This is a genomic window from Methylobacterium sp. D54C (assembly GCF_053345595.1).
Window position 1 is genome coordinate 1 of the sequence record NZ_JBKFAK010000028.1, and the last position, 16,439, is coordinate 16,439.

15 protein-coding genes and 2 pseudogenes are annotated in these 16,439 nt (G+C 69.5%); 10 read left to right on the forward strand and 7 right to left on the reverse strand.

Annotated elements, in window-relative coordinates; translation table 11 throughout:
• Window positions 1-128, forward strand: a pseudogene (locus ACLBYB_RS28660) (IS481 family transposase); the annotation flags it as partial.
• 406 nt (window positions 129-534) lie between these two features.
• A complete protein-coding gene (locus ACLBYB_RS28665; RefSeq protein ID WP_209650099.1) occupies window positions 535-900 on the forward strand; it encodes a c-type cytochrome in 366 nt (121 codons plus the stop codon).
• Between the two features lie 257 nt (window positions 901-1,157).
• Here the strand turns inward: ACLBYB_RS28665 and ACLBYB_RS28670 are convergent, their stop codons facing one another.
• The 3 genes from ACLBYB_RS28670 to ACLBYB_RS28680 form a co-directional block, all read right to left on the reverse strand.
• On the reverse strand, window positions 1,158-1,538 hold the full coding sequence (locus ACLBYB_RS28670) for a hypothetical protein (RefSeq protein ID WP_447700814.1): 381 nt from the start codon (window positions 1,536-1,538) through the stop codon (window positions 1,158-1,160).
• Window positions 1,539-1,664: 126 nt separating this feature from the next.
• Entirely contained in the window at window positions 1,665-1,799 is a 135-nt protein-coding gene (locus ACLBYB_RS28675) for a hypothetical protein (RefSeq protein ID WP_020096204.1), read from the reverse strand.
• Between the two features lie 69 nt (window positions 1,800-1,868).
• Window positions 1,869-2,150: a hypothetical protein gene (locus ACLBYB_RS28680; protein WP_447700815.1), complete on the reverse strand. Its 282-nt coding sequence runs from the start codon at window positions 2,148-2,150 to the stop codon at window positions 1,869-1,871.
• A 186-nt stretch (window positions 2,151-2,336) separates the two neighbouring features.
• Here ACLBYB_RS28680 and ACLBYB_RS28685 point away from each other — a divergent pair, with 186 nt between their 5' ends.
• The 8 genes from ACLBYB_RS28685 to ACLBYB_RS28720 all read left to right on the forward strand — a co-directional run bounded on the left by ACLBYB_RS28685 (window position 2,337) and on the right by ACLBYB_RS28720 (window position 11,163).
• Entirely contained in the window at window positions 2,337-3,641 is a 1,305-nt protein-coding gene (locus ACLBYB_RS28685; protein ID WP_447700816.1) for a nucleotide sugar dehydrogenase, read from the forward strand.
• Between the two features lie 127 nt (window positions 3,642-3,768).
• Complete coding sequence (locus tag ACLBYB_RS28690; protein ID WP_447700817.1) at window positions 3,769-4,398, forward strand: CoA-binding protein; 630 nt, start codon at window positions 3,769-3,771, stop codon at window positions 4,396-4,398.
• Between the two features lie 210 nt (window positions 4,399-4,608).
• A complete protein-coding gene (gene rplM / locus ACLBYB_RS28695; protein WP_012318175.1) occupies window positions 4,609-5,070 on the forward strand; it encodes a 50S ribosomal protein L13 in 462 nt (153 codons plus the stop codon).
• Between the two features lie 2 nt (window positions 5,071-5,072).
• Entirely contained in the window at window positions 5,073-5,558 is a 486-nt protein-coding gene (rpsI, locus tag ACLBYB_RS28700; RefSeq protein ID WP_012318176.1) for a 30S ribosomal protein S9, read from the forward strand.
• Between the two features lie 170 nt (window positions 5,559-5,728).
• A complete protein-coding gene (gene argC, locus ACLBYB_RS28705; RefSeq protein ID WP_447700818.1) occupies window positions 5,729-6,679 on the forward strand; it encodes an N-acetyl-gamma-glutamyl-phosphate reductase in 951 nt (316 codons plus the stop codon).
• A gap of 133 nt (window positions 6,680-6,812) precedes the next feature.
• A complete protein-coding gene (locus ACLBYB_RS28710; protein ID WP_447700819.1) occupies window positions 6,813-8,156 on the forward strand; it encodes a coagulation factor 5 8 type domain-containing protein in 1,344 nt (447 codons plus the stop codon).
• An 81-nt stretch (window positions 8,157-8,237) separates the two neighbouring features.
• Window positions 8,238-9,482: a hypothetical protein gene (locus ACLBYB_RS28715; protein WP_447700820.1), complete on the forward strand. Its 1,245-nt coding sequence runs from the start codon at window positions 8,238-8,240 to the stop codon at window positions 9,480-9,482.
• A 22-nt stretch (window positions 9,483-9,504) separates the two neighbouring features.
• Window positions 9,505-11,163, forward strand: coding sequence for a GDSL-type esterase/lipase family protein (locus ACLBYB_RS28720; RefSeq protein ID WP_447700821.1), 1,659 nt, complete (start codon window positions 9,505-9,507; stop codon window positions 11,161-11,163).
• Window positions 11,164-11,212: 49 nt separating this feature from the next.
• Here ACLBYB_RS28720 and ACLBYB_RS28725 read toward each other — a convergent pair whose 3' ends face one another.
• The 4 genes and pseudogenes from ACLBYB_RS28725 to ACLBYB_RS28740 all read right to left on the reverse strand — a co-directional run bounded on the left by ACLBYB_RS28725 (window position 11,213) and on the right by ACLBYB_RS28740 (window position 16,412).
• Window positions 11,213-13,597 carry a glycosyltransferase family 2 protein gene (locus ACLBYB_RS28725; protein WP_447700822.1) on the reverse strand — a complete coding sequence of 795 codons (2,385 nt, stop codon included), beginning with the start codon at window positions 13,595-13,597 and terminating at the stop codon, window positions 11,213-11,215.
• Between the two features lie 50 nt (window positions 13,598-13,647).
• The gene (locus ACLBYB_RS28730) at window positions 13,648-14,064 is read right to left on the reverse strand and encodes a hypothetical protein (protein ID WP_029360322.1); all 417 of its coding nucleotides are present in this window, start codon (window positions 14,062-14,064) and stop codon (window positions 13,648-13,650) included.
• A gap of 604 nt (window positions 14,065-14,668) precedes the next feature.
• A pseudogene (locus ACLBYB_RS28735) lies at window positions 14,669-15,304 on the reverse strand (DedA family protein); the annotation flags it as partial.
• 97 nt (window positions 15,305-15,401) lie between these two features.
• Window positions 15,402-16,412 carry an NAD-dependent epimerase/dehydratase family protein gene (locus ACLBYB_RS28740; protein WP_447700823.1) on the reverse strand — a complete coding sequence of 337 codons (1,011 nt, stop codon included), beginning with the start codon at window positions 16,410-16,412 and terminating at the stop codon, window positions 15,402-15,404.
• Window positions 16,413-16,439: the final 27 nt, after the last annotated feature.

The window sequence follows — 16,439 nt, forward strand, 5'->3', positions numbered from 1 at the left end:
ACTTCGCCCGCCGCCTCAAGACGCTACGCGGCCTCACGCCCTACGAAGCTATCTGCAAAGCCTGGGTGGACGAGCCCTCTAGATTCACTCAGAACCCGCACCACCAAATCCTGGGACCAAACATCTAGCACCGGTCGCGCCAGCTCCCTGGAACCCGGCAGGGCTCGCCGCAGCGGGCCCTTTCTCGTGCGCGCCGCCCCCAATCCCGGGGCGAGACAAATTCCCGGCACGAGATGGATTATCGCGTGTCGGCGCACGTCAACATCTCGACATGTCAAACTTGGAAGAATTCTCAGGTTCTTCGCCTCCGCCTACTCTGCACCTCTTCGCGGGCACGACGGGCCGTGCGCGGGCGTCGGTCCGCCACCAAGCGACGGCCGGGCCTCGAAGGTCTGTCATCACGGCTGGTACGGGCTTTGAGATGATGTGAGTCAGCGGACAATATAATCTGGGCTCGGCCGAAGATTTTTTCGCTTGCATCGCGCGTTTTTTCTGCCAGAAACGCGAAGCTTATCTTTGGATTGGGGTTAATACATGCGTATGCTCGCAATCGGCGCAGTTCTCGCCGTTGTCATGCCTCTCGCCGCGCAGGCCCAGGACGCCGGCGACGCCGCGGCCGGCGAGAAGGCGTTCGCCCCCTGCAAGGCGTGCCACAACTTCCAGAAGAACGGCGTGGGTCCCGACCTGAAGGGCGTCGTCGGCCGCAAGGCGGGCACTTACGAGGGCTACAACTACTCCGCCGCCCTGAAAAACTCCGGCATCACCTGGGACGAGGCCAACCTGCACGAGTGGCTAAAGAACCCGAAGGCGAAGGTGCCGGGCAACAAGATGATCTTCCAGGGCATCGCGGACGACAAGAAGATCAACGACCTCATCGCCTATCTGAAGACCCAGTCGTAAGTCGGATAGACCTTGGGCCCAGGAGACACGCGGTCTCTCGCCGCGCGCCCGCCGCGATGAACCCCGCTTGGCTCGGCCGAGCGGGGACATTTGCGTTTACCCGAAGGCGCTCTACAAAAATAATCTTGGTTTTTCTTCGCGATAGCTTCCCATCGTACAGGATGGTGCTAGTCTTGGCGCAGTCGCTCGGCGTAACGCACCGGGCGTCCTCAACCTTCAGCCCCGCCGGCACCCGCCGCGCGGGGCTTTTTCGCGGCTCAGCGCCCGCTGCCGGAGAGCGAGCTTGATCCGCCCTCTCCAGAAGATAAGCTCGACCCGACGCTGCCGGAGAGCTGGCTCGGTGTTCCGAGCACGGTGCCATTCGGGTTGGTGTCTAGGCTGAGATCGGGCGACGCGATGCCGCCGGGCGCCGGATTTGTGGATTCGGCCGGCTCGAAGGCCTGCCGGCCGCCGGCCAGCGGGATGACGACTCGGTCTTGCCGGATCGTGGTCTCACAGAGTCCCTGGCAGATCGGGACCGTGAGGTCGGTCTCCTGGCAGATCGCCTTCATCTCGCCCCGGATGCACGTGCAGCGGCACAGCGCCGAGGCGGGAGCGGGCAGCGCCAGCAGGGCGGCGGCGAGCATGAACAGGCGCATGATGATCGACCTCATTGCCCGCGACTGGGCGATCGGGGCTCGGCGGAACTCATAGCACGGCGCGCCCCGGAGCCCGAACGCGCCGGCGCTCCGGAAACCACTCCGCGGACCGGAAAGGCTCGTCGCTCAGCCGGCCGTGACGCGACGGTAGCTCGCCGCGAAGGCCTCGGCGGCCTCGCGCGTCAGATCGGTCACCACCAGTCCGGCGGTGTAGACGGTCCACCGTCCGTTCTGATCTTCCGTGATGCAGATTTCGGCCATCGGGCGCCTCCACTCCACGCCACAACAAAGCCGAGCGAACCTGACGAGTTCCTGAACCGCATCGGGCGATCAGGCCTCCGGCGCGCCGTCCTCCCGAGCAACGTCCTCCCGGAGGATGCGGACGGGCCGGAAGGCGCGCGCGGACACCGCGGCCTCGACCCAGGCGCGGGCCGCCGCGGCCGCGGGGTGATCGGCGAAGGCGGCCGGGCGCGGCGGCCATTCCGACCCGGACTGGACGACGTAGCCGCGGGTGCCCGCGGCGCAGGGACCGACGTAGCCGAAGACCTTCCCGGTCCTGTCGACGAGGTCGGTGCAGTGGACCGGCCCCTCGGTCCAGCGGAGATCGGGCATCCTCACCCCCGACGGTCTCGCCCCGTGCTCACCCTGTCAGCGGTCCGGGGACGCGCTCCGCGCGGGCCGAGGCGAGTCGACGCCGGCGCGGAGCGCCCGTATACGCGCCCGGCGGCCGGATCGTCATCGGCGCCTTCCGAGCCCGCAGAGGGATCCGGCGTGGCTGACGGGGCGGCAGACGGCTCAGTGGACGACCCGGCAGACCGCTCGGCGGACCGCGTGGCGATCGTCGGCCTGGGCTATGTCGGGCTCCCGCTCGCCCTGGCGTTCGGCCGGGGGCGGCCCACGATCGGCTACGAGCGCGCCGCCGACAAGGTGGCGGCCTACCGGGCCGGGCACGACCCGGCTGGGGAGATCGACGCGGAGGCGTTCCGGGCCGCCGCCCAGCTCGCGATCACCGACGACCCGAACGCGCTGGGCGCGGCGGACGTGATCGTCGTCACGGTCCCGACCCCGGTCGACGCGGCCCAGTGCCCCGATTTCGACCTGCTGGTCCGGGCCTCGGAGCTCGTCGGCCGGCACATGCGGCCGGGCGCGACCGTGGTGTTCGAGTCCACCGTCTATCCCGGCGCCACCGAGGAGATCTGCATCCCGGTCCTGGAGCGGGCCTCGGGCCTGCGCTGGAAGACGGGTTTCTTCGTCGGCTACTCGCCGGAGCGGATCAACCCGGGCGACCGGGAGCACAGCCTCGCCCGGGTGGTGAAGATCGTCGCCGGCGACACGCCCGAGACCCTGGAGCGGCTCAAGGCTCTCTACGGGTCGATCATCGAGGCGGGGCTCCACGCCGCCTCGTCCATCCGGGTGGCCGAGGCCGCCAAGGTCATCGAGAACACCCAGCGCGACCTGAACATCGCGCTCATGAACGAGCTGTCGCTGATCTTCGACAAGCTTGATCTCGACACCCAGGAGGTCCTCGCGGCGGCGGGGACCAAGTGGAACTTCCTGCCGTTCCGCCCCGGGCTGGTCGGCGGCCACTGCATCGGCGTCGACCCATATTACCTGACCCACAAGGCCGCGATGATCGGCTACCACCCGCAGGTGATCCTGGCCGGCCGGCGGATCAACGACAGCATGGCGGCTCACGTCGCCCGCGGCACGGTGAAGCGGATCGTTCGGCGCGGCGGGACCGGGCGGGCGCGGGTCATCGTCCTCGGCCTGACCTTCAAGGAGAACTGCGCGGACCTGCGCAACTCGAAGGTCGCCGACCTCGTGCGGGAACTCGAGGAATTCGGCTGCGCCGTGTCGGTCCACGATCCCCGAGCCTCCGAGGCGGAGGCCCGGGCCGAGTACGGCATCGCCCTCGTCGACTGGGCCGACCTGCCCGCCGGCGCGGACGCCGCGGTGATCGCGGTCCCGCACCGCGACTACGCCCGACTCGGCCCGGAGGCGATCGCCGCCCGGGTGAAGCCGGGCGGCCTGATCGTGGACGTGAAGGCACTTTTCGAGAAGGCGCCGTTCGCGCGGCTGGGCTACGAGGTCTGGCGGTTGTGACGGCGACCGCGTCGACGCCGGGACAGCGGCGAGACGCCGGGCCATAAACGCGGCAAGAGACGCGTCGAGAGGCTCGGCGAGAAACGCCACACGACCCGCGATCATCGGGACGACGAGGGAACAGGCCATGGACGAGAAGGGGGCCGAGACGGGCCACGAGAACCGGCCACCCGCGCCCAGCGACGCGGCAGCGCTCGCGGAGCGGCACGCCCGCTACCCCGACGCGCAGATCCGCACGATCCTGAACGGCACGCGCACGATCGCGCTGGTGGGCGCCTCGGCGAATCCGGCGCGCCCGAGCTGGATCGTCCTGAAATACCTGCTCGACCGGGGCTACGCGGTGACGCCGGTTAATCCCGGCCTCGCCGGCCAGGACCTGCTCGGGCGCCGGGTGGCCGCCTCCCTCGCCGAAGTCCAGGCCGGGCTGGGCGACCAGCCGATCGATATGGTCGAGATCTTCCGCAACTCCGCCGCCGCCGGGCCGCTGGTCGACGAGGCGCTGGCGCTGATGCCGCTGCCGAAGATGATCTGGATGCAGCTCGGCGTGCGCGACGACGCGGCCGCCGCCCGGGCCGAGGCGCGCGGCCTGACGGTGATCATGAACCGCTGCCCCAAGATCGAGTACGGCCGGCTCTCCGGCGAGATCGGTTGGACCGGCGTGAATTCCCGGATCCTCAGCGCCCGGAAACCGGTGCTGGCGGCCAAGGGCGTCCAGAAGCTGACCATCGCGGAGCGTGGCCGGCGCTCCGATGGCTAGCGGTATTCTGATACCTCAACCATCAAACCACTGATCGGAATTGATTTTTCGGGATCGCGCACTTCTCTGTTGACCCGGCATCCGGGGCGGTCTATGCACCCGGCACCGCCGCCGCGTGTGCTCCACGCGGCGGCTCGTTTTTCGGCACCCCGATGTCCGCGGATCCCGACGCGTCGGGGTCCGGTCCGTCGGAACCCCTGGGATTTGGCTATGAAGACCACCTCGCTGAAGCCCGCCGAGGTCGACAAGAAGTGGATCGTGATCGACGCGGAGGGCCTCGTCGTCGGCCGCCTCGCGTCGATCGTGGCGATGCGCCTGCGCGGCAAGCACAAGGCCGCCTACACGCCCCACGTCGATTGCGGCGACAACGTCATCGTCATCAACGCCGAGAAGGTGAAGTTCACCGGGCGTAAGTACAATCAGAAGAGCTATTTCTACCACACCGGCTATCCGGGCGGCATCAAGGAGCGGACTGCCAAGTTCATCCTCGAGGGCCGGTTCCCCGAGCGCGTGGTGGAGAAGGCCGTGGAGCGCATGCTGCCGCGCGGCCCGCTCTTCCGCCAGATCCTCGGCAATCTCCGCGTCTACAAGGGCACCGAGCACCCGCATGAGGCCCAGCAGCCGCAGGCGCTCGACGTCGGCGCCCTCAACCGCAAGAACGTGAGCGCTTGATCATGGCGACCCTGCAGTCCCTCGCCGACCTCAACCGGTCGAACACCGGCGCGGTCGACCCCGCCAACGAGGCCCCCGTCCACGTCCAGAAGCTGGACGCGCAGGGCCGCGCCTACGCCACCGGCAAGCGCAAGGACGCGGTCGCCCGCGTCTGGATCAAGCCCGGCAACGGCACGGTCACGATCAACAAGCGCCCGGTGGAGACCTACTTCGCCCGCCCGGTGCTGCGCATGATCCTGCGCCAGCCGCTGGAGATCGCCGGCCGCGTCGACCAGTACGACATCACCGTCACGGTGGCGGGCGGCGGCCTCTCCGGCCAGGCCGGCGCGGTGCGCCACGGCCTGTCGAAGGCCCTGACCTACTACGAGCCGGAGCTGCGCGCCCCGCTGAAGCGTGAGGGTTTCCTCACCCGCGACGCCCGCGTGGTCGAGCGCAAGAAGTACGGCCGCAAGAAGGCCCGCCGCAGCTTCCAGTTCTCGAAGCGCTGATATCCGGTCACACCGGTGTCACGGAGAGGGCGGTTCCTGCGGGAGCCGCCCTTTCGCGTTTTCAGGCCGCTGCACGGTCGTTGACAGCCTGTCGCACCGCGCGCACCTGATTCCCGGCCGCGGTGCCCGACTCGGGCGGCGAGGCATTTTTCTAGAGAGCGAGACGAGCGATGTCTGGCGCAAGCGCGACGAAGCCCACCGTGTTCATCGACGGCGAGGCCGGCACGACCGGTCTCGGCATCCGCGAGCGCTTGGAGCGCGACGGGCGGGTCGCCCTGCGCAGCATCGCCCCGGAGCACCGCAAGGATCCGGCGGCGAAGCGCGCGCTGCTCGCCGAGGTCGACCTCGTCGTGCTCTGCCTGCCGGACGAGGCCGCCAAGGAGACTGTGGCGCTGGCCGACAGCCTGCCCGGCGGCGGCCCGCGCGTCCTCGATGCCAGCACCGCCCACCGGGTCGCAGAGGGCTGGACCTACGGCTTCCCGGAGCTGACCCGGGAGCAGGGCGCAGCGGTGGCCCGCGCCCGGCGTGTCGCCAATCCGGGCTGCTACCCGACCGGCGGCGTCGCGCTCCTGCGCCCGCTGGTGGAGGGCGGCCTGATCCCGGCCGACCACCCGATCAGCGTGAACGCGGTCAGCGGCTACAGCGGCGGCGGCAAGAGCATGATCGAGGCCTACGAGCAGGGCACGGCGCCGCCGTTCCAGCTCTACGGCCTCGGCTTCGCCCACAAGCACCTGCCGGAATTGCAGCGCTACAGCGGGCTCACCCGGCGGCCGATCTTTGTGCCGTCGGTGGGCAACTTCCGGCAGGGCATGCTGGTGAGCGTGCCGCTCCACCTTGATACGCTGCCGGGCCGGCCCACGGCCTCCGACCTCGAGGCGGCCTTGCGCGACTGGTATGCCGGGCAGAGGCTGGTGGAGGTGGTACCGGGCGCCGGAACCGGCGCGCACCGCGAGAAGATCGAGCCGGAGGATCTCAACGACACCGACCGGCTGGAGCTGCGCGTGTTCGGCTCGGCCGAGCACGGGCAGGCGGTGCTGGTGGCGCGCCTCGACAATCTCGGCAAGGGCGCCTCCGGGGCGGCCGTGCAGAATCTCGGGCTGATGCTCGGACTCGACGGCTAGCCGACGGGCACGCCCCGTCGCCCTGCGACGGGGTCACGGGACACGCGTCCGCCTCGACAGAGTGGGCTCGGCCGGCAAAGAGAGGGGCTCGGGGCGCGGGCCCCGGACCGCTCCCTGCGCAGCGCGAGACGCGATGAACGGCGACCTGATCGATGCGGCGTTCGGCCGGCCCTGGCTCGGCGCGGCACCCGCGGCCGGCGAGACCGACCGCCCGGCGGGTTCCCCGAGCTTCCAGGTCGATCTCGGCTTCCGCTGCCCGGTCCGCCGGGTCGAGCTCGCGGCGGCCTGCGCGGCGCCGCCGCGCCTCGCCCTCTCCGACGACGGGCAGGTCTGGCGCGAGCCCGATCTCGACGCGGCCCGGAGCGGGCCCGCAGCCCTGGTGCTCGCCACTGGGGAGGGCGCCTGGGCGCGCCATATCCGCGTTGCCCCGGACGGCGCCGCCGCAGGCGAGCCGCCGGCGGTGCAGGTGCTGTGCGACCGGGCGGATTTCGACCTCATCGCCCTGCGGCGCGTGCTCGACGTGCCCTTCGACATGGCCGACGAGCGGCCCGGCGCGAACGTTTACGTCTCCTACCGCCTCGTCAGCGCCGAGCGGCCGCGCTCCCGCGCCCTGGTCGGGCTCGCGCTCTACGAGTGCGGCGCCTTCGGCAACTGCCTGATCCAGCTGCTGCTCGCCGTCGGCATCGCCCGCAACCTGAACCTGAAATACATCAAACTCCCGGCCGCCGACCGGAGCGAGGTGATCGGCCTGACAGGCCCGCTGACCTGCGGCGGCCTCACCTTCATCCCCGGCTCGGAGCCGCTGCCGGAGGCGGGCGCCTTCCTGTCGGGGATGTACTTCGACCTCGGGATCCAGCAGCTCGCCGGCACCCTCGGCCCCGACGAGACCCGGGACATCGTGCGGACCTGCATCCGGCCGCTGTTCAACCGGCTGCCGGTCGAGATCCCCGCCAAGCCCGACGACGAGTTGCTGATCCACATCCGCTCGGGGGACATCTTCAGCACCTGGGTGGCGCCGACCTACCCGCAGCCGCCGCTCGCCTTCTACCAGATGGTGATCCGGCGGCTCCTGGCGGAGGGCCGCATCGCCCGGATCAAGATGGTGTTCGAGAACCGGCTGAACCCGGTGATCCCGGTGCTGGAAGCGTGGATCGCCGAGATCGGCGTGCCGCTGACGACCCAGAGCGGCTCCCTCATCGACGACGTCGCGGCGCTGATGAACGGGCGCTACCTGGTCTTCGGGCTCGGTACGTTTGGGCCGGGGGTCTGCCAGCTCTCCGAGCACGTCGAGCAGGTCTTCTACTTCGCCTCCGGCTGGCCGCAGCATTTCAAGAGCATCCCGACCATCGGGCGGGTCGTCGAGGTGCTGGACGTCGCCGGCGGCTACACGAAGGTCGGCGAGTGGGACAACTCGCCCGAGCGCCGCGCGCTGATGCTCGCGTATCCGGCCGAGAAGCTTACGTTCGACGACGCCTGAGCCCGCCCCCCCCGCCGCGGCCGCCTTGCCGAAGCCGGCAAAACCGGTGACAAGCCCTCGAGCCACCGCCGGAGGACAGACTTGGCCAGCGCTGACCCATCCCCGGAAGCCCTGCGCGTCAACGCCTTCGACATACACCGGGCCGAGGTTCTGATGCGGCTGCGGCGCCGGCTCCGGCCGCGCCACACCACCCTGGTCAGCTTCGCCGCCAAGTACCACTACGTCGAGAGCCAGCGCCGGCTGGTGGCCTCGGCCGCCGCCACGGGCGATTTCGACACGATCGAGAGCTGGTCCCCCGACCGGCTGCGCGAGACGCCGTTCTACCGGGAGCACCGCGAGATCCTCGACCGGTCCCGGGGCGCCGGCAACTGGGCCTGGAAGCCCTACGTCATCGCCGAGGCGCTGGAGAAGCGCCGCGACGGCGACTTCATCGTCTTCAGCGATACCGGCATGCAGGCGGTCGGCGACGACCCGCTGCCGCCGGTGGCGCCGCTGCTCACCTGGCTCGACGGCTCAGACCGCCGGGTCGCGGTCGGCGTGCTGCACGGGAAGCCGCAGCGGGCCTGGACCAAGCGCGACTGCTTCGTGCTGATGGAGTGTGACTCGGCGCGCTACTGGGACGCCGACCAGATCCAGGCCTCCTGGATCGCCTTCATGGTGAGCCCCGCCACCCGCCGGCTCGTGGCCGAGTGGCTGCGCTACGCGGGCGATCCGCGGGTCGTCACCGACATCCCGAACCAGATGGGCCTGCCGGATCTCGAGGGCTTCAACGACCACCGCTTCGACCAGAGCATCCTGTCGAACCTGATTTACAAGCTCGACCTGGAGATCCCGCCGCTGCGCCAGCCGTCCAAGCAGATCCGGACACTGATCGACGAGCTGGAGATGGACACGCTGGTGGCGATGCGGCCCTCCGAGAACATCGCGCTGGGCAAGACTTGGACGGCAAGCTCCGCCTCGCCCTGGTCGGGCACCACCGGCACCTACGGCGAGCGCACCACGGGCGACCCGTCCTTCTTCTTCCACACCGGGCTCGACCGGAACCCCTGGTTCGTCCTCGATCTCGGGGCGGTCGAGCGGGTCTCGGAGATCCGGATCTACAACCGCTGGGGGCAGCTCAGCGAGCGGGCGCAGCTGATGCGGGTCTGGCTGGGCGAGACCGAGGGCGACTACCGCCTCGTCTTCGACGCCGTGGACGCCCATTGCCATCCCGGCCTGCCCCTCCACCTGCGGTTCGACAACGCGCGGTTCCGCTACCTCAAGATCGATCTCGACGAGGAGCAGCACCTGCATCTCGACGGGATCGAGGTCTTCGCGGCGCGCTGACGCCGCCCCGGATCGCGACGGCATGAGCACGCCGATGCAGGACAAGCCGCTGTTCCCGTTCGGGCCGATCCTGTTCTTCGGCGATTCGGTCACGGCGGAGCTGGTGGCCGGGACACCACCGCTCTTCTCCGGACCCCAGACGGTCGCGCGCGGAATTGCCGGGCAGTCGACCAGGGACATGGGACGCCGGCTCCGCTCTGAGATTGCCCTCTACGGAGCCCGCGGCCTGCACCTCATCGGCGCCCGCGACGACATCCTCAGCGGCAAGACCGCGCCGTCGCTGGACAGCATCGTGGCCGACTTCACCGCGATGCTGCAGGACGCGCGCGACCTCTACGTGCGGACCTGGGTCGGCTCGATCCCGCCGGTGGATCCGGCCGCGCCGGCCGCGGCCGGCTTGCCCATCCCGCTCATCGGTCAGGTCAACGCGTGGCTGCGCGACCACGTGCAGGCGTACGGGGCGCAGTTCATCGATTACGATGCCGTCCTGGCCACCGAAGCGGGTACGCTCAGGCCCGGTCTCAGCGAAGACGGCGTCCGGCTGAACGCCGTCGGCTACGCGGCGCTCAGGGACCTGATGATGGCGGCACTGACCGCCCCGGGCGTCGAGCAGATCTGGGCCCCGCCGGAGAGCGAGGATGCGGCGCGCCGGCGCAAGTTCCTGCACCATTTCGGCTATCTCGACTCGAACACACGCTATCCGAGCCCGTTCATCCAGTTCGCCGGCAAGCCGGGGGCGAGCCATTACGGCGTCCCGTTCGACGCGGACGGCTTCCTGAACGCCGCCCCGATCGTCAAGCGCAAGCCGGAGGGCGAGACCCGAATCCTGGTCGTCGGCGACTCGACCACGATCGACGGCGGCGACATCGCCAACACCCTGCCGGGCCGCATCGAGCGGATCCTGCGGGCGGGCGGCCTGGAGAGCGCGAAGATCTACAATTTCGGAGTGATGTCGAGCTGCCTCACGCAGATGACGCACCTGATCTGGTCGCGCTTGGTGACCTACAGCCCCGACGCGATCCTTGTGCTGAGCGGCAGCACCGACCTGTTCCAGCCCTGGACCTACGATCCCCGGCCGGGCTACCCCTACAACGCCTTCATCACCCAGCGGCTCTACGACCACTTCTTCGACACGCACGATCCCCGCGCCCGCGAGGACGGCCTATCCTACGAGGCGCTGATCACGCTGATCTACGAGGAGCTGAAGCGGCTACGGGTCGAGGTGGGCTGGCAGAGCCCCGGCTGGGAGGACGCGATCGTCCACCATTACGAACTGGCGGCGCACCGGCTGACCAAGCTGTCGCACGATCACGGGGTGCCGATCGTCAGCGTCCTGCAGCCGACGATCCTGCGCAAGCGCCACCTCACCGAGGTGGAAAGCGGCGTCGCCTCGGGGGCGTTCCTGGCCTATCTCGACCGGCAATACGCCAAGCTGGAGGCGTTCACCGCGCAGCTCGCGGCGCGGCGCCCGTACCGGCGCACCTTCACGGCCCTCGACCTCAGCGGGATCTTCCGCGACCGGGAGGAGGGGACCTTCTACGACATCGTCCACTACGACGATCCCGCCCGCGAGATCGTCGCGACGCGGCTCGCCGCCGAGATCCGCGGGGCCCTGGACCGGGCCCGCGCCCGCACGCCGCTGGCCCGGGTGCGACACCTCCTCGCCGGTCGGCGGCGATAGGGCCGGCTCGAAGGGCGCGGCCCCGCGTGTCGCGACGCCCCACCCGCGATCAGCCCTGCTCGACCGCCCGCTTCACCCGGTGGGTAAAGATCACCGAGAGCCAGGGCACGACCTCGTGCTCGACCTCGATAGAGAGCAGCACCTCGAGGTGGAGCGCGTAAGGCAGGGTGAAGCGGAAGCCGCAGCGGGCCTCTTCCATCGTGGTCGGCATGTCGCCCAGCACCGCCGCGATCACGTCCGGCCGATGGACGTCCACGGGTATGCGCTGGACCTCGCCGTCGGCCTCGACGATCAGCGTCGCCTTGGCGCGGCTCGCCGAGACGACCCAGCCAGCCAGAACCACCTGCCCGTCCTGGATCTCGGCCCAGACCCGGTCCTGGGGGGCCTCCAGGTTCGCGCGGGCGAAGGAATCCGGCAACTCGCCGTCGAGCTCGGCCACCGTGCAGCCGACCTCGTACTTCTCGAAGCCGCGCCCCTCGCCGAAGATGGCGGCGAACTCCTTCTGGTACTGGGCGATCCGGGCGTTCTTGATGTCCTCCGGCAGGCCCGACCACTGGCCCTTCTCCTGGACCGTGTAGACGGAGAGCAGCTCCCGCAGGAACGCGATCCGGCCCTTATCGGCGACGTAGAGGTTCATCAGCCAGTCGGCCGCCGAGGCGTTCGCGTAGTAGGCCTCTGGAACCCGGCGCAGAGCCTCGGCGCGGTAGAAACAGCAAGAGAAGTTGGCGGTGAGCGGCGCGTTCGCCAGGACCGGGAAGCTGATCGTGCCCGTGGGATAGCGGCCCTGCTCGTCATGCGGGACGTAGGAGCCGGTCGCCGGGTAGTGGAGCAGCACCCAGTTGAAGCACATGTCCAGCTTGCGGTCGTTGCGCAGCATCCGCATCTGCATCGCGATCTTGCGGTCGGACAGCCAGTAATCGTCCGCCTCGCAGAAGGCGATGTACCGGCCCGTGCAGGCGGCGAGGCAATCCTGCATGTTGCGCAGCATGCCGAGATTGTGCGGCCGGGGCCGCACCGCGATCCGCTCCGGGTCGCGCGCCCGGTAGCGCTCGACGATCTCCGCGGTGCCGTCGGTGGACTTGTCGTCGCCGATCACGACCTGTAGCCGGAACAGCCCGCGCTGGCCCAGCACAGCGTCGAGGCAGCGGCCGATATCGGCGGCGTGGTTGTAGGCCGTGACGATGACGCTGACCGTGAGCTGCTCCATGAGCCACGCGCGCAGGGCGTCGGGGTCGCCGGTGAGCACCTCGGAGGCGTCGAGGCCCATATCGTGCAGGGCCGTCTGGGCGATGTCGGGGTTGGCGTCGATCAGGCGCGCGAGGCTCGGCACGTCCTCCTCGTCGAGATAGGCCTCGGCCAGCCGCCGGAATATCGACTTCTGCGCGGCCTCGTAGCCCGCCGCGTAGCGGCCGCCGAAATGGCCGCGCAGCTTGCGGAAGAACGCGATCTCGGAGTTGCCGAGCTTCTTGTGGCGGGCGAGCTCGGTGGCGTAGGTCGCCCACATCCCGGCGGCGTGCTTGCGGTAGACCGCCATCACCTCCGGCAGGAAGCCGACGCGCCCGACCTCAGCGTGCATCAGGTGGACGTACCAGTCGCCGGGGGCGATGCCCTCGTCGAACACGAACGCCTCCTCGCCGTGGTAGCGCCAGCGGTAGAGCACGCTGTTGGTCTGGACGAAGTTGTGCGCCACGAGGTCGGACAGCGACGGCTGCGGGCTGCACTGCTTCGGGTACAGCTCGTCGACCCCCGGCATGTCCTCGTAGACGACGCGCACCCGGTGGAAGCAGAGGGTGAATTCCGGGCGCGCCCGCAGGAAATCAACCTGCCGCTGGAGCTTGCGCGCGTCGGTCCAGTAATCGTCGCCCTCGCAGATCGCCACGAACTCGCCGCGGGCACGGGCCGTGAGGTCGGCGAAGTTCCGGTTCGGCCCGAGATTCTCGCTGCGCAGGACCGCCACGAGGTTGGGGTGGCGCGCGGCGTACTCGGCGATGATCTCGGCGGTCCCGTCCGTGGAGCGGTCGTCGCCCACCAGCAGCTCGAAGGGGAAGTCCGTGGCCTGGCCGAGGATGCTCTCCAGCGTCTGCCGGATGAAGGCCGCCTGGTTGTAGGTGATGCACAGGACCGAGACGACCGGCCGGTTCCAGGCCGGCGCCGGCTCGGTCTCGGCTCGCGCCCGGATCCAGGCCGCGAAGGGATTGACGAAGCTGCTGTCGAAGGTCTCGTCCGGCGGCGCGCTGAAGTCGGCACGGGGCCGGCGCCCAAGCCGGGCGCCGTACTTCACGTAGTGCTCGAGGGGCGACAAATCGGTCAGGCCAACATCGGGATAGCGCGTTGCGTACCCAATATGGTCGAACAGTCCGCTGGCGTAGATGGTGGCGAAGTCGTCCTGCCACGACTCGAGCGCGGGTGCGATCTCTCCTGCACCGTCCTGCATCGATCAGATCCCTTGAACGCGCGCCAGCGAGCAGCTTCCCCAGACTACCCTCAGAGGGTGCTGGGGAGGCGCCCTTCCTCGGAGCCGTGATTGTAGTAGTGGTGCGTCGGATCGGCCCCGGCATTCGCGACGTCGTCGTTACACGCGAGGTAGAACTGGCGGTCGAACAGACCGGACGTTTCCAGCCAGCCGAGCATCGTCGCCTCGGGCACGACGGGGGCGCGGTCGGGAGCCGCTGAAGCGGCCTCTCGGTAGAGGTGCGCGAACCGGGCAATTCGAGCTGCAACCTCCTTGGCGGCAGGCCTGCGCACCGAGGAGGCGACGACGCTCGACTGCTCGCCGGGACGTCGTCGCTGCAGATCAGCCTCGGCCAATCGCACCAAGCGGGCGAGTTCGCCCTGCGCCTCTTTGAGCCGTGCCTGAGTCTCGGCGAGCTCGGCCCGCAGCGCTTCCACGTCCTCGCTCAAGGTCGGCTCCGTCTCAGTCGCGGGGCCCAACTGGTCACGGGCAAGTAGCCGTCAGCGGGATCGGCATGAGGCCGGCGCGACGGGGCACCCCAGTCGGGTCGGGCCGGCTGTACGATCGGCTCCAGGGCCGGTCAACCCTACATCCGGGGCGCCACACTCACCAAGCGGGCGGTCAAGCCGCCAGCCCAGCAGCCTCCTCGGACTTTGCGTCGAGGTCGTCTTCCGGGCGCGGGAGTCGCCGGCCGACCACCAGAAGGAGGAGTGCGGGGACGACGAGGAACAAGGCGATGCCGAGGATCCCGATATGCCCGATGAGCCGTCCGTAGAGGCCGCCGGTGACGCCGTCATGCCAGGAGAGTACCGCCATGCCGGCGCCGGCGGCGACGAGGAGCACGGGGATCTTGAACCACAGGGGCCAGGGCGCGCACCGGGTGCGGGCGGCCGCCGGCGCGGCAGCCTGTGGCGCCGCGCGCTCCCGCTTGGCCAGAAGAGCCTCGATCTGATTCTGAAAATCCGCCTGGACCGGGCTGTTCGGGTCAATGCCGCCGTGCTCCGGGACAGGCCCCGGGACAGGCTCGGCCCGCGCCTCGCCGAGCCCCCCCCCGAGCGGTCCCGGGATCTCGGCCTCGGCGGCGACCATCAGGCGCGCCTCGTGCCGGCGCATGAACAGCCACAGCGCGACGGCACCCAGCAGGACGAAGGCCAGAAGCCCGAGTCCGACCGGCCCCATCACGTTCTCGATCGAGCGGCCGCACAGGTAGGCGCCGAATCCCATGATTGAGGCCCAGGCCGCGCCGCCGAGGGCGTTGAAGGCGAAGAAGCGGCGCGCATCGAGCTTGTTCACGCCGGCCAGGACCGCCGCGTAGGCCCGGAGCATCGCGGTGAAGCGGCCGAAGAACACGATCTTACCGCCGTGCCGGCGGAACAGGTACTGGCCGAGCTTGAGACGGCCATGGTCGAGCCCGATCAGGTGCCCCTTGCGCAGGAGCAGCGGCAGCCCCCAGCGGCGGCCGACCCAGTAGCCGGCATTGTCGCCCAGGATGGCGGCGGTCGCGGCGATCGCTACGACGATGGCGATGTTGATGTTGCCGGTGCTGCCGGCATAGGCCGCCGAGGTCAGCAGCACCGTCTCGCCGGGCAGCGGCAGACCGGCGCTCTCCAGGGTGATGATCACGAAGATCGCGATGTATCCGTAATTCGCGATCAGGTCGGCGATCGGCAGATCGTGCAGGAAGGACATGCGGTCTCCTCGCGGATCGGACCGCCGCGCTGTCGCCGACAAACGTGGCTACTCCGGGGCAGGGCGATCCCCACCCGGATCCGCGGTCAGGGCCGCCTCATCGCCCCCGCGCACCTGCCGGGCCTGCCCGCATCTCCGCCAGATGCGCGCGCATCCAGGCGATCGTGCTGACGAGCCCCTCGCGCAGGGCGACGCGCGGCTGCCAGCCGAGCTCCGACCGGATCAGCGCGGTGTCGAGGACATTGGCCGGCACGTCGGCGGCGCGGCTCGGCTTGTACAGGCAAGGCAGGCGGTCCAGGCCGAAGGCCGCCCCCAGCTCGGCGATGATCTGATTGACGCTCAGGCCCAGGCCGCTGCCGACGTTGAGAACCTTGTGCGGCCCGTCATAAGCCACGGCGGCGAGGAAGGCGTCGCTGACGTCGTCGACATGCAGGAAGTCGCGCACGACCTCGCCGGTCCCCCAGACCTCGAGCGGCTGATCGGAGAGGACGCGATGGATGTAGCTCCCGATCAGGCCCTGGTGCTTGGTGCCGAGCTGGAACCGGCCGTACGGATTGGCGATCCGGAGGATCTGGTAATCGATCCCGTGGAGATGCCTGTAGAGGTGGAGCGACTTCTCGATCATCAGCTTGCTGATGCCGTAGGCCGAGATCGGATCGGTCGGCGCCTGCTCGGGGATCGGGATGGCGCGGGGGATCCCGTAGATTGTGCCGCCGGAGGACGCGTAAACGAGCTTCTTGATCCGGGCTGAGCGGCAGATCTCGAGCAGGTGCAGCGTCGCGATCGGCGCGGCCGCGAGTTCGGCGGCTGGGTCTCGGTTCGAACTCTGCGGGACCGACCCAGCGACCAGATGGAAGACTACATCCTGTCCATCGACGGTGTTGGAAAGAGCCAAGCGATCGGCAAATTCGCCGGCCACGATTATCACACGCGGGTCGAGCAGCTCTGCTCGGATGGAATTGCGACTGAAGCAGGTGACCTCGGCTCCCGCTTCCGCGAGGCGATTGCAGAGATTTAAACCGAGAAACCCGCCCCCGCCGAGCACAAGGCAACGGGCGCCCCCGAGCGATGATGCACTCCGTCCTGGGCCGGCCTCCACCGCCGACATCTGGTCCTGCTCATGTCCGATGCGCAT

Coding starts and splice junctions, on each gene's coding strand:
- ACLBYB_RS28665 (WP_209650099.1), top strand. CDS start 535: ATGCGTATGCTCGCAATCGGCGCAGTTCTCGCCGTTGTCATGCCTCTC.
- ACLBYB_RS28670 (WP_447700814.1), bottom strand. CDS start 1,538: ATGCGCCTGTTCATGCTCGCCGCCGCCCTGCTGGCGCTGCCCGCTCCC.
- ACLBYB_RS28675 (WP_020096204.1), bottom strand. CDS start 1,799: ATGGCCGAAATCTGCATCACGGAAGATCAGAACGGACGGTGGACCGTC.
- ACLBYB_RS28680 (WP_447700815.1), bottom strand. CDS start 2,150: ATGCCCGATCTCCGCTGGACCGAGGGGCCGGTCCACTGCACCGACCTC.
- ACLBYB_RS28690 (WP_447700817.1), top strand. CDS start 3,769: ATGGACGAGAAGGGGGCCGAGACGGGCCACGAGAACCGGCCACCCGCG.
- rplM (WP_012318175.1), top strand. CDS start 4,609: ATGAAGACCACCTCGCTGAAGCCCGCCGAGGTCGACAAGAAGTGGATC.
- rpsI (WP_012318176.1), top strand. CDS start 5,073: ATGGCGACCCTGCAGTCCCTCGCCGACCTCAACCGGTCGAACACCGGC.
- argC (WP_447700818.1), top strand. CDS start 5,729: ATGTCTGGCGCAAGCGCGACGAAGCCCACCGTGTTCATCGACGGCGAG.
- ACLBYB_RS28710 (WP_447700819.1), top strand. CDS start 6,813: ATGAACGGCGACCTGATCGATGCGGCGTTCGGCCGGCCCTGGCTCGGC.
- ACLBYB_RS28720 (WP_447700821.1), top strand. CDS start 9,505: ATGAGCACGCCGATGCAGGACAAGCCGCTGTTCCCGTTCGGGCCGATC.
- ACLBYB_RS28725 (WP_447700822.1), bottom strand. CDS start 13,597: ATGCAGGACGGTGCAGGAGAGATCGCACCCGCGCTCGAGTCGTGGCAG.
- ACLBYB_RS28740 (WP_447700823.1), bottom strand. CDS start 16,412: ATGTCGGCGGTGGAGGCCGGCCCAGGACGGAGTGCATCATCGCTCGGG.